General features: G+C 72.8%; 12 protein-coding genes and 1 rRNA gene. 3 read left to right on the forward strand and 10 right to left on the reverse strand.

Annotated features, from left to right (window positions below; translation table 11 throughout):
* Positions 1–4: 4 nt before the first annotated feature.
* From recN to OIE75_RS08210, 4 genes are all read right to left on the reverse strand, one after another.
* A complete protein-coding gene (recN, locus tag OIE75_RS08195) occupies positions 5–1,723 on the reverse strand; it encodes a DNA repair protein RecN (RefSeq protein ID WP_307017811.1) in 1,719 nt (572 codons plus the stop codon).
* A gap of 163 nt (positions 1,724–1,886) precedes the next feature.
* The gene (locus OIE75_RS08200) at positions 1,887–2,792 is read right to left on the reverse strand and encodes an NAD kinase (RefSeq protein WP_307010954.1); all 906 of its coding nucleotides are present in this window, start codon (positions 2,790–2,792) and stop codon (positions 1,887–1,889) included.
* On the reverse strand, positions 2,789–3,604 hold the full coding sequence (locus tag OIE75_RS08205) for a hemolysin (protein WP_329470162.1): 816 nt from the start codon (positions 3,602–3,604) through the stop codon (positions 2,789–2,791). The genes OIE75_RS08200 and OIE75_RS08205 overlap by 4 nt, the downstream gene beginning before the upstream one ends.
* A 7-nt stretch (positions 3,605–3,611) precedes the next feature.
* Positions 3,612–3,929, reverse strand: a complete 318-nt coding sequence (locus OIE75_RS08210) for a hypothetical protein (protein WP_307010958.1) — start codon at positions 3,927–3,929, stop codon at positions 3,612–3,614.
* Positions 3,930–3,971: 42 nt separating this feature from the next.
* On the opposite strand from OIE75_RS08210, the gene OIE75_RS08215 reads away from it, so the two are divergent.
* Complete coding sequence (locus OIE75_RS08215) at positions 3,972–4,319, forward strand: sterol-binding protein (RefSeq protein ID WP_329470163.1); 348 nt, start codon at positions 3,972–3,974, stop codon at positions 4,317–4,319.
* Here OIE75_RS08215 and OIE75_RS08220 read toward each other — a convergent pair.
* From OIE75_RS08220 to OIE75_RS08235, 4 genes are all read right to left on the reverse strand, one after another.
* Positions 4,303–5,202 carry an ABC transporter ATP-binding protein gene (locus tag OIE75_RS08220; RefSeq protein WP_329470164.1) on the reverse strand — a complete coding sequence of 300 codons (900 nt, stop codon included), beginning with the start codon at positions 5,200–5,202 and terminating at the stop codon, positions 4,303–4,305. The two genes, OIE75_RS08215 and OIE75_RS08220, sit on opposite strands and share 17 nt — an antisense overlap.
* Positions 5,199–6,254 carry a FecCD family ABC transporter permease gene (locus OIE75_RS08225; RefSeq protein ID WP_443078444.1) on the reverse strand — a complete coding sequence of 352 codons (1,056 nt, stop codon included), beginning with the start codon at positions 6,252–6,254 and terminating at the stop codon, positions 5,199–5,201. Before OIE75_RS08225 ends, OIE75_RS08220 begins: the two co-directional genes overlap by 4 nt.
* Positions 6,255–6,277: 23 nt before the next feature.
* Entirely contained in the window at positions 6,278–7,324 is a 1,047-nt protein-coding gene (locus tag OIE75_RS08230) for a FecCD family ABC transporter permease (protein WP_307010962.1), read from the reverse strand.
* A gap of 73 nt (positions 7,325–7,397) precedes the next feature.
* Positions 7,398–8,429 (reverse strand): HAD hydrolase-like protein, encoded by a 1,032-nt coding sequence (locus tag OIE75_RS08235; protein ID WP_329470166.1) that lies wholly within the window; start codon positions 8,427–8,429, stop codon positions 7,398–7,400.
* Positions 8,430–8,501: 72 nt separating this feature from the next.
* Between OIE75_RS08235 and OIE75_RS08240 the strand changes: the two genes are divergently transcribed.
* Positions 8,502–9,794 carry a DUF1015 domain-containing protein gene (locus OIE75_RS08240; protein ID WP_329470167.1) on the forward strand — a complete coding sequence of 431 codons (1,293 nt, stop codon included), beginning with the start codon at positions 8,502–8,504 and terminating at the stop codon, positions 9,792–9,794.
* A 49-nt stretch (positions 9,795–9,843) separates the two neighbouring features.
* Here OIE75_RS08240 and OIE75_RS08245 read toward each other — a convergent pair whose 3' ends face one another.
* Entirely contained in the window at positions 9,844–10,590 is a 747-nt protein-coding gene (locus tag OIE75_RS08245; RefSeq protein WP_307017815.1) for a tetratricopeptide repeat protein, read from the reverse strand.
* 57 nt (positions 10,591–10,647) lie between these two features.
* Between OIE75_RS08245 and OIE75_RS08250 the strand changes: the two genes are divergently transcribed.
* The gene (locus tag OIE75_RS08250; RefSeq protein ID WP_329474169.1) at positions 10,648–11,811 is read left to right on the forward strand and encodes a hypothetical protein; all 1,164 of its coding nucleotides are present in this window, start codon (positions 10,648–10,650) and stop codon (positions 11,809–11,811) included.
* A 32-nt stretch (positions 11,812–11,843) separates the two neighbouring features.
* Here OIE75_RS08250 and rrf read toward each other — a convergent pair.
* A 5S ribosomal RNA gene (rrf, locus tag OIE75_RS08255) occupies positions 11,844–11,960 on the reverse strand.
* Positions 11,961–12,049: the final 89 nt, after the last annotated feature.

Raw genomic sequence — 12,049 nt, forward strand, 5'->3', positions numbered from 1 at the left:
GCCTCTACGCGTCCGCGCGAGCCGTTTCGAGCAGCTCCTCCGCGTGTGCCCGTGCCGTCTCCGAGTCCTCCTGGCCGGCCAGCATCCGGGACAGTTCACGGATCCGCTCCTCGCCCTCCAGGACCTTCACGCCGGAGCGGGTCACGGACCCGTCGTTCGTCTTCTCCACCAGCAGCTGCCGGTCGGCGAACGCGGCCACCTGCGGCAGATGGGTGACGACCACGACCTGCGCGCTCTTCGCCAGCCGCGCGAGCCGACGGCCGATCTCCACCGCCGCCTTGCCACCGACACCGGCGTCGACCTCGTCGAAGAGGTAGGTCGGCACCGGGTCCGTGCCCGCGAACACGACCTCCACGGCCAGCATCACGCGCGACAGCTCACCCCCGGACGCGCCCTTGGCGATCGGCCGCGGCGGCGCCCCCGGGTGCGGGGCGAGCAGCAGCTCGACCTCGTCGGCACCCGACGGCCCGTACGCGACCGGGCGTCCGCCGACCTCTACGCCCTCCGGGTCATCGGTCTGCCGGATCTCGAACGACACGCGCGCGTGGGGCATGGCGAGCGAGGCCAGCTCGGCGGTGACCGCGGCGGCGAACCGCTCGGCGGCCTCCGTCCGCGCGTCCGAGAGCGCCTGCGCCAGACCGCCCAGTTCCGACCGCAGCGCGTCCCGTTCGGCGGTCAGTTCACCGATCCGCTCGTCGTCGCCGTCCAGCTCGGTCAGCCGCGCGGCACTCTGCTCGGACCAGGCGAGCACGGACGCGACGTCCTCGCCGTACTTCCGGGTCAGCGCGGTGAGCGCGGCCCGCCGCTCCTCGACCGCGGCCAGCCGCAGCGGATCGGCGTCCAGGTCGTCCGCGTACCCCGCCAGTTCCCCGGCCACGTCCCGCAGCAGGATGCCGACCTCGCCGATCCGCTCGGCGAGCGCGGCCAGCGCCGGGTCGTGCGACCGTACGGCGTCCAGGGCCCGCTGCGCGCCCGCGACGAGGGTCGCCGCGTCGACGCCCTCGGGGTCCTCGGGGTTGCCGGCCAGGGCGGCGTGGGCGGCTGTGGCGGCCGACGCGAGCGCCTCGGCGTGTCCCAGCCGCTCGGCCTCCTCCGCCAGCTCGACGTCCTCACCGGCGCGCGGTTCGACGGCGGCGACCTCGTCGAGGCCGTAGCGCAGCAGGTCGGCCTCCTGGGCGCGCTCACGCGCGCGGGTGGTGATCTCGTCCAGTTCGGTGGCGACGGCCCGCAGCCGCCGGTAGGCCCCGGCGTACTTGTCGAGGGGCCCGGCGACCGCGTCGCCCGCGTACCGGTCGAGCGCCTGCCGTTGCCGGGACAGTTTGAGCAGCCCCTGCTGGTCGGTCTGCCCGTGCACGGCCACCAGTTCGTCGGCCAGCTCGGCGAGCATCCCCACGGGCACGGACCGCCCGCCCAGATGCGCCCGCGAGCGCCCCTCGGCGGAGACGGTACGGCTGATCAGCAGCGCCCCGTCGTCCAGCTCGGCCCCGGCCTCCTCGGCCCGGACGGCGGCAGCGGCACCCCCGGGCACGGCGATCCGTCCCTCGACGACCGCGTTCTTCGCCCCGATCCGCACCAGCGCGGCGTCCGCGCGTCCGCCCAGCAGCAGCCCGAGGCTGGTGACCACCATGGTCTTACCGGCACCCGTCTCACCGGTGACAGCGGTGAACCCGGGCGACAACTCGACCACGGCGTCGTCGATGACTCCGAGCGACCGTATCCGCATCTCCTCAAGCACGGACACGACCTTACGAGGTCGAGGGCGGGGAGCGCACATAGGCCGCTCATGTGACGCCGGGCAGGGTATGCCGTGCAGGGGCGCGGGGAACTGCGCGACCAGCCACGGACGACCCGCGGCCGGGGCGCGACAGATCCACCCCATCGAGTCCCTAGTGCGGCGCCCCGCGCCACCCGGACACAGGCAACGCGAACTTCGCCACCAGCCGATCCGTGAACGACGCATGGTGCAACCGAGCCAACCGCACCGGCACCGCCCCCCGCCGAACCTCCACCCGCGCCCCCGGCGGCAACTCCACCGTCCGCCGCCCGTCACACCACAACACCCCCGGCGGGATGTGCGGCAGCACCTCCACCGCGAGCACGGAGTCCGGCGAGGTCACCAGCGGCTTCGCGAACAGCGCGTGCGCACTGATCGGCACCATCAGCAGCGCCTCCACCTCGGGCCACACCACCGGCCCGCCGGCGGAGAAGGCGTACGCCGTCGACCCGGTCGGCGTCGACAGCACGATGCCGTCGCAGCCGAACCCGGTCACCGGCCGCCCGTCGATCTCCAGCACGACTTCCAGCAGCTTCTCGGCGCCGGCCTTCTGCACGGCCGCCTCGTTCAGCGCCCAGTCGGTGTGCACGATGTCGCCGTTGCGGTGCACGACGACGTCGACGGTCATCCGCTCCTCGACCTCGTAGGCCCGGCTCACCACCCGGTCGACGACCTTGTCGAGGTCGTCCCGCTCGGCCTCGGCGAGGAAGCCGACCCGCCCGAGGTTGACCCCGAGCATCGGCACGCCGGAGGCGCGGGCGAACTCGGCGCCGCGCAGCAGCGTGCCGTCGCCGCCGAGGACGATCAGCAGTTCGCACCCGTCGAGGCACTGCGGGGTGGCCTCGCCGACCAGCTCGACCTCACCCGGCAGGGGGAGGTCACGCGCCTCGGCCTCCAGGACCCGGACGCCGATCCCGGCCCGCAGCAGCCCCTTGACCACCAGCTCCGCACTGCGGATGGCGGCGGGACGCCCGGTGTGGGCGAGCAGGAAAACAGTACGAGCTCGGTTCTGTGTCAACGCGGCCCCTCCGCCACTGCACGGTCAACGTCGGCCGGGTCCAGTGCGCCGGCCCCGGCCCGCAGCCACAGAAAGTACTCGACGTTCCCGGAGGGACCCGGCAGCGGACTGGCGGTGACCCCCTTCACACCGAGCCCCAGTTCCCAGGCCTTGTGGGCGACTCCCCGCACGGCCTCGGCCCGCAGCTGCGCACTGCGTACCACTCCCCCGCTGCCCAGCCGCTCCTTGCCCACCTCGAACTGCGGCTTCACCATCATCACCAGGTCGGCGTCCGGCCGGGTGCACCGCGCCAGGGCGGGCAGCACCAGTCCGAGCGGGATGAAGGACAGATCCCCCACGACAAGATCCACGGGCTCCCCATCGATCGCTTCCAGCGTCAACTCGCGTACGTTCGTACGGTCCTTGACGGTGACGCGTTCATCCTGCCGGAGGCTCCAGGCGAGTTGTCCGTATCCCACGTCCACGGCGACGACGTGCGCGGCGCCCGCCCGCAGCAGTACGTCGGTGAAGCCGCCGGTGGAGGCGCCGGCGTCCAGCGCCCGGCGGCCCTCGACGACGAGGCCCCGCGGCCCGAACGCCGCGAGGGCGCCGGCGAGCTTGTGGCCGCCGCGCGAGACGTAGTCGGGATCGCCGTCGTCGTCGCTGACCACGATCGCGGCGGCCGTCTCCACCTGCGTGGCGGGCTTGGTCGCGACGGTCTTGCCGACGGAGACCCGCCCGGCGGCGATCAGCTGGCTGGCGTGCTCGCGCGAGCGCGCCAGCCTGCGGCGGACCAGCTCCGCGTCGAGACGGCGGCGTGCGACTCCTGCCACGTTCGGTTCAGCTCCTGCGGTCGTACGGTGATGGCGGCGACGGGGGCGCCGGGGGTCCCTGGGGTCCCGGGCGGGCGTCGAGCGCGGTGAGCGCGTCGCGCAGCCCCCGGTGTACATCCTCGTACACCTCGACATGTCCGTCCGTGGCCAGGTGGTCGGCGTCGGCCAGCCGCGCCAGCCGGGCGTCGACCTCGGCGTTGCCGGTCGGGGTGCGGGGGACGCCCAGCGGGGCGGGGGCCGCGGGCTCGTACCCGGACTCCGCCTCCTGGGGCTCCGGCCCTGCCCCGTTCTCCTGGACCGCCGGCTCCGGTACTGCGTCGCTCATGCCCCGACGCTACCGCGTACCGCTGGGGTACGGTTCGTCCCGATGGCGACGACTGAGGAGTGCCGCGCCGCACTCGACAAGCTCTCGAACGACATGCGGGGCGCCGAAGGGGACGTGCGGTCGGCCGCCGCGCTGGACCGCTCGGTGAGCTGCCACATCACCGACCTGGACGTCACCTTCGCCGGACGCATGGCGGACGGCGGGATCGACGTGCGCGAGACCCTGGCGGGGCCCCCGCGCGAGAAGGCCGAGATCAGGCTGGCGATGACCGGCGACGACCTGGTGGGGCTGGTCGCCGGCGAGCTGAACTTCGCGAAGGCCTGGGGCTCGGGACGGGTGCGGCTGGAGGCGGGCCTGCGCGACCTGTTCCGGCTCAGGAAGCTCCTGTAGCCGCCACCTTCTGGACCGGCTTGCCGGGCTGGGTACCGCCCGCGCCCCGAGCCCTGCGCGCGGCCGGCACCACCAGCGGCGTCCCCGTCTCCGGGTCGTCGATGACCTGGCAGCGCAGCCCGAAGACCCGCTCGACGAGGTCGGCCGTGACGATGTCCCCCGGCGCGCCCTCGGCGATGATCTCCCCCTCGCGCAGCGCGATGAGGTGGGTGGCGTACCGGGCGGCGTGGTTGAGGTCGTGCAGGACCGCCACGAGCGTGCGGCCCTGCTCCTCGTGGAGTTCGGCGCACAGGTCGAGGACGTCGATCTGGTGCTGGATGTCCAGGTATGTCGTCGGCTCGTCGAGGAGCAGCAGCGGGGTCTGCTGGGCGAGCGCCATGGCGATCCACACCCGCTGGCGCTGACCGCCGGAGAGTTCGTCGACGTAGCGCTCGGCGAGTTCGGAGACGCCGGTCTGCGCCATGGACTCCTGGACGACCCGCTCGTCCTCGGTCGACCACTGCCGCAGCAGACCCTGGTGCGGGTAGCGGCCGCGGCCGACGAGGTCGCCGACGGTGATCCCGTCGGGCGCGATGGAGGACTGGGGCAGCAGGCCGAGGGTCCGCGCGACCTGCTTGGCGGGCATCGACTGGATGACCGACCCGTCGAGGAGCACCCGGCCCTGGGTGGGCTTGAGCATCCGCGACAGGGCCCGCAGCAGGGTCGACTTGCCGCACGCGTTCGGGCCGACGATCACCGTGAAGGAGTTGTCGGGTATCTCCACCGACAGCTTCTCCGCGATGACCCGCTGGTCGTAGGCGAGGGTGACGTTCTCGGCGGTCAGGCGGTTCACGTTGCTCCCTTGGTCGTTCGGCCCGCTGCGAGCACCCGTGCCGGCGCTCATATCCGGCCCGCCTTGCGCTCGGTGACCAGCAGCCACAGCAGATAGACGCCGCCGAGTACACCGGTGACCACGCCCACGGGCAGCTGGTCCGCGCCGAAGGCACGCTGCGAGATCCAGTCGGCGCTCACCAGCAGCGCGGCGCCCATGCACAGGGAGGGCAGCAGGTTGGGACCCGGCGAACGGGTCAGCCGCCGGGCCAGCTGCGGCGCGGTGAGCGCCACGAAGCTGACCGGGCCGGCGGCGGCCGTGGCGGCGGCGGTCAGCAGCACGGCCGCCACCATCAGCAGCGCGCGCACCCGCTCGACGCGCACCCCGAGGGCGTACGAGACGTCGTCGCCCATCTCCATCATCCGCAGCGCCCGTCCCTTGCCGAGCACGAGCGGCACGAGCACGGCACACAGCGCGAGCAGCGGCCAGACCTGGTCCCAGTCGCGGCCGTTGAGGGAGCCGGTCATCCAGACGACGGCGCGGGAGGCGTCGACGATGTCGGCCCGGGTGAGGAGGTAGCCGTTGACCGCCGTGACGATCGCGGACACGCCGATGCCCACCAGGACCAGCCGGTACCCGTGCACGCCCCGCTTCCAGGCGAGCAGATAGATGGCGGTACCGGTCACCAGGCCGCCGGCGAGCGCGCCGAAGGTGACCTGGGCGGAGCTGCCGGAGAACAGGACGATCATGATGAGCGCGCCGGCCGTCGCGCCCTGTCCGAGGCCGAGTACGTCCGGACTGCCGAGCGGGTTGCGGGAGATGGCCTGGAACAGCGCGCCGCCGACGCCGAGCGCGGCGCCGACCAGCAGTCCGACCAGGACCCGCGGCAGCCGCAGTTCGTTGACGATGAACTCCTGGCCGGCGTTGCCCTCGCCGACCAGGGTCCGCAGCACGTCGGCGGCCGGTATCTCGAAGTCGCCGGTGCCGATCAGAACCACGCTCGCGGCCAGCGCGACGACCAGCAGCAGGGCGACGACGACCACGGCCCGCACGTCGAGGCGGAGCGACAGGCCACCGGGGCCACGGAGGGACCGGTTGCTCTTCAGGGTCTTGGCGGTCTTCACAGTCCTCACGCTCTTCGCGGTCCTCACAGCTGGGCCGTCCTCCGCCGTCGTACGAGATAGATGAAGACAGGCCCACCGAGGACGGCGGTGACGATGCCGACCTGTAGCTCCGCGGGCCGTGCGACGATCCGGCCGAGGACGTCCGCGCCCAGCAGCAGCACGGGCGACAGGATCGCGGCGTACGGCAGGATCCAGCGCAGGTCGGGCCCGGTGAAGGAGCGGACGATGTGCGGGACCATCAGGCCGACGAACACGATCGGCCCGCAGGCCGCGGTCGCCGCCCCGCACAGCACGGTCGCGGCGAGCATGGCCAGCGCCCGGGTGCGGTTCAGATTGGCGCCGAGGGCCTTGGCGGTGTCGTCGCCCATCTCCATGGCGTTGAGCGGCCGGGCGAGCGCGAGCGCGAGGAACGTGCCCACACCGAAGAACGGCAGCACTTCCATGATGGTGTCGTCGGTCGCCGAGGCGAGCGAACCCACCGTCCAGAAGCGCATCCTGCCCAGCGCCGCGTCGTCCATGATCATCACGGCCTGGAGGTAACCGAACAGCGCGGCGCTGATCGCGGTGCCGGCCAGGACCAGCCGCACCGGCGTGGCCCCCCGGCTGCCGCCCAGGAACCAGACCAGCGCACCGACCCCGGCGGCACCGGCGAAGGCGAACCAGACATATCCGGTCAGCGAGGTGACGCCGAGGAAGGTGATGGCCGTGACGACCGCGGCCGAGGCTCCGGCGTTGATGCCGAGCAGTCCGGGGTCGGCCAGTGGATTGCGGGTGAGCGCCTGGAGCACCGCGCCCGCGAGTCCGAGCGCGGCGCCGGCCAGCAGACCGAGGACGGTCCGCGACTGCCGTTCGCCGACCACGACGTCGCCGTAGGTGCCCGAGTCGTGGAACAGACCATGCCAGACCTGCGCCAGGGACAGGTCCTTCGCACCGATCGCGATGCTCGCCAACGCGATGGACACGAGTACGGCCACGGAGACGGGCAGCCCTGCGGCTCGCAGGACGCGGCGCTTGGCGGGCGGCGCGGTGGCGGTCTCCGCGCGCTGTTCGGGGGGACTCTCGACCAACACGTTGGTTAGGCTAGCCTACCCTGCCAAGCGATCACGATTCCGTGGCGCGAGGGCGCCGCCCGGTCCCGGTGGCTCACAACCCCAGCCGCGCCAGCGCCTTCCCCGAGTCCAGGCCGCACCCTTCCTCCCCGCCGGCCGTCCAGGCCGCCGCGCACAAGGCACGCAAACCGTCCAGCGCCTCGCCGTCGCCCTCCAGTTCCAGCCGGTCCTCGCCCGCCGTCGCCGTCCAGCCGCCGCAGCGGAATCCGTCGTCCGCGTCACCGGTGACCTCCGGCTGCCCGGTGAGCAGTCCGCGCAGATCCGCGTCGACGTACGTCGGCCGGTGCCGCGGCGGTGCGGACAGCAACTGGGCGCCGTCGGTCACGCCGGTCAGGACGAGCAGTGAGTCGACCTCGCCGTTGAACGCGCCCTCGATGTCCGTGTCCAGGCGGTCCCCGACCACCAACGGCCGCCGCGCGCCGGTGCGCAGGATCGTCTCCCGGTGCATGGGAGGCAACGGCTTCCCCGCGACCTGCGGTTCGGCGCCGGTCGCGATCCGCACCACCTCCACCGCCGCGCCGTTGCCCGGGGCGATTCCCCGGGCGCCCGGGATGGTGAGGTCCGTGTTGGAGGCGTACCAGGGCAGGCCCCGCGCGACGGCGTAGCACGCCTCGGCGAACCGCCCCCACGGCAGCTCGGGCCCGCCGTACCCCTGCACCACGGCCGCCGGGTCGTCCTCGGCGGACTCCACGGGCTCGAGGCCGCGTTCACGCAGCGCCACGCGCAGTCCCTCGCCCCCGACGACCAGCACCCGCGACCCCGACGGCATCTGGTCGGCGATCAGCCGGGCCACCGCCTGGGCGGACGTGATGACATCGGCGGCGTCCGTCGCGATCCCCAGCTCGGTCAGGTGCTCGGCCACCGCGTCCGGCGTCCGCAGGGCGTTGTTCGTCACGTAGGCCAGGTGCATGCCGCCGTCGCGGGCCACGGCGAGCGAGTCGACGGCGTGCGCGATGGCGTTCCCCCCGGCGTACACCACGCCGTCCAGGTCGAGCAGCGCCGTGTCGTACGCCTCGCTCAGGTGCCGCCCACTGCCCGCGGGCCTCGTCCTGACGCTCCGGCTCATTGCACATCGCTCCTCGTTCGACGCCTTTCCCCCGATCATCCCCCATGCCACCGACAGACGTACGATGCCGGGATGAACACTGCAGGTCACCCGGAAGCAACGGCGCACCGGGGCCTGGAACTCACCCCGTTCCGAGGCCTCCGCTACGACCCCGACCGGGTCGGCAGCCTGGCCGCCGTGACGTCCCCGCCCTACGACGTCGTGGTCCGCCCCGACGGCCTGCTGCACCTGGAGTCCGCCGACCCGCACAACATCGTCCGCCTGATCCTGCCCCAGGCCGCCACCCCGGAGGCGCGTCACGAACAGGCCGCCCAGACCCTGCGGCGCTGGCTGGCGGAGGGCGTCCTGACCACCGATCCCGAACCGGGCCTGTACGTCTACGAACAGCGCGCCGGCGACGGCCTCCTGCAACGCGGCGTCATCGGCGCCCTGCGCGTGTCGGACCCCGCCGAGCGGGTGGTCCTGCCGCACGAGGACGTCATGCCGCACGTCGTCGCCGACCGCGCGGCGCTCATGCGCGCCACCTGGACGAACCTCGAACCCCTGCTGCTGACCTACCGCGGCGACGACACCACGTCGGCCACGACCGCCCTCGTGGAACGCAGCGCCGAACAGCCACCGCTGCTCGCGACGACCACGGAGGACGGCTACCGCCACCGGCTGTGGTCGGTCACCGACCCCGACGCCGTGGCCCGGGTCCGTGGCGAGCTGGCAGGGCACCAGGCCCTCATCGCGGACGGCCACCACCGCTGGGCGACCTACCGCACCCTCCGCGCGGAGCACCCCTCCCCCAGCCCGTGGGACCACGGCCTGGTCCTCCTGGTCGACACGGTCCGCTATCCCCTGCGGGTCCGCGCCATCCACCGCCTGCTGCACGATCTCCCGGTGCGGGACGCCGTCGCCGCCCTGGACGGCCACTTCCAGGTCCGCCGCCTGGAGACTCCGCTGGCCGAGTCCCTGGACACCCTGGCGAAGGCGGCCGACGCGGGCAACGCCTTCCTGCTCGCCGGCGACGGCGCCTTCCACCTCGTGGACCACCCCGAACCCGGTCTGCTGGCCCGCACGGTCCCCACCGACCGGCCCGAGGCCTGGCGCACGCTGGACGCCACCGTCCTGCACACCACGCTCCTCGCCCACGTCTGGCACATCCCCGACGACTCGGCGGCCCACGTCTCCTACATCCACGACACGGCGGCCACGGTCGAGAAGGCGGAACGCGACGGCGGTACGGCCGTGCTGATGCACCCGGTCCGCGAGGAGGTCGTCCGCGACCTCGCCCGGCAGGGCGTCACGATGCCCCGCAAGTCGACGTCGTTCGGCCCGAAGCCGGCCTCCGGTCTGGTGCTGCGCCAACTCGACGCGTAACGCGGAAGGGGCGGGACCGTACGCACGGTCCCGCCCCTTCGATGTCGCGTCAGTCCTTGTCGCCGTCCTCGGCCTCGTCCTGCACGACCGTGGTCTCCCCGGCGTCGTCCGCACCTTCGTCGAGGGCGTCCACGAAGTCCACGCCGTCCAGCTCGGCCAGCCGGTCGGAGGCGTCCGTGCTGCCGTCCCGATCCGACTCCACGGCCTTCGCGAACCACTCCCGCGCCTCCTGCTCACGGCCCGCGGCCAGCAGCGCGTCGGCGTAGGCGTACCGCAGCCGCGCGGTCCACGGCTGCACGGAGTTGGAGGCCAGCTCGGGGCTCTGCAGCGTCACGATGGCCGCGTCCAGCTGCCCCATGTCGCGCCGGGCGCCGGCCGCCACGAGACGCATCTCGACCTGACCGGCCTTGTCCAGCTTGTGCACCTCGGGGGTGCCGGCCATGTCCAGCGCCTTCTCCGGACGGCCCAGCCCACGCTCGCAGTCGGCCATCACCGGCCACAGCTCCACGGACCCCGTCATCCGCCGCGCGGCACGGAACTCCGCCAGCGCCTCGCTGTACTTCTGGTTGGCGTACGCCGCGAAACCGGCGGCCTCCCGTACGGCGGCGACACGGGACGCCAGCCGCAGGGCCACCCTGGAGTAGCCGTACGCCGCCTCCGGGTCCTCGTCCAGCAGCCTGGCGACCATCACCAGGTTCCTGGCGACGTCCTCCGCGAGCGTCTTGGGCAGGCTCTGCAGCTCCTGCCGTACGTCCTTGTCGATCTCGTCGCCCGTGACCTCCTCGGGGATCGGCAGGCGCTTGATCGGCTCGCGGTCCCGGTCCCGCTCCTCACGGAAGCGTCCACCGCCACCGTGCCGGTCGTCGCGCCCCCGGAAGCCTCCGGGCCGGCTGCCACGGTCGTCCCGACGGGGCCCACGCCCACCGCGGTCGTCCCGGCCACGGAACCCACCGCGGTCGCCCCCACGGTTGTCGTCCCGACGGAAGCCACCCCGGTCGCCCCGGTCGTCGCGACGGTCGCCCCGGTCGTCACGCCGGTCGTCACGCCGGTAGGCGGGACGGTCACCGCGGTCACCGCGGTCGTCACGACGGAACGGAGGGCGGTCATCACGGCGGTCGTCACGGCGGTCATCCCGACGATCATCCCGACGGTAGGACGGACGATCACGGCGGTCGTCGCGCCGGTCGTCGCGCCGGTCGTCCTGGCGGTACGAGGGGCGCTCGTCGCGCCGGTCGTCACGGCGGAACGCGGGACGGTCGTCACGTCGGTCGTCACGTCGGAACGCGGGACGGTCGTCACGTCGGTCGTCACGACGGAACGCGGGACGGTCATCACGTCGGTCGTCACGACGGAACGCGGGACGGTCATCACGGCGGTCGTCACGACGGAACGCGGGACGGTCATCACGGCGGTCGTCACGACGCGGTCCACGGTCACGGTCGTCTCGACGCCCGTGCCCGCCACCTCGGTTGTCATCGCGACGGAACGAGGGACGGTCATCGCGTCGGTCGTCACGACGGAAACCACCCCGCTGGCCGCCCCGGTCGTCGCGACGGAACGAGGGACGGTCACCCCGGTCGTCACGGCGATCGTCGCGCCGGTCGTCACGGCGATCATCTCGGCGGTCGTCGCGGCGGAAGGCAGGACGATCGCCACGGTCACCGCGGTCGTCGCGGCGGAACGAGGGACGGTCGTCGCGGCGGAAACCGCGGTCACCGCCCCGATCGCGGTCATCGCGACGCGGCCCGCGGTCACGGTCGTCACGGCGGAAGCCGCCACCACGCTGCCCGCCGCGGTCACGGTCGTTGTCGCGACGGAAACCGCCACGGTCTCCGCGCTGACCCCCACGGTCGCCGCGGTCACCACTGTCCCGGCGCCGCTGATCGCGCTCCGGTCGGTCGTCGGGAGAGTTGGTGGACATCGGGTGACTCCTGTCTTCGGTACCGCAAGTCATTCTCGCGCAGCCGGGTACCCGGTGCGCCCTGGAAAAACGAAAGGACCCCTGGTCCCCAGCTGAACGCTGGGGACCAGGGGTCCTTCCCAAATATTGTTCGGCGGCGTCCTACTCTCCCACAGGGTCCCCCCTGCAGTACCATCGGCGCTGTAAGGCTTAGCTTCCGGGTTCGGAATGTAACCGGGCGTTTCCCCTACGCTATGACCACCGAAACCCTAATGGTTTCGAGCGAACAAGCACACTCTTCAATTGTTCTGTTCAGCTCGAAAGCCGGCAACTGTTCGTTGCCTCAGAACTAACA

It is taken from the genome of Streptomyces sp. NBC_01723, assembly GCF_036246005.1.
Classification (GTDB): domain Bacteria; phylum Actinomycetota; class Actinomycetes; order Streptomycetales; family Streptomycetaceae; genus Streptomyces.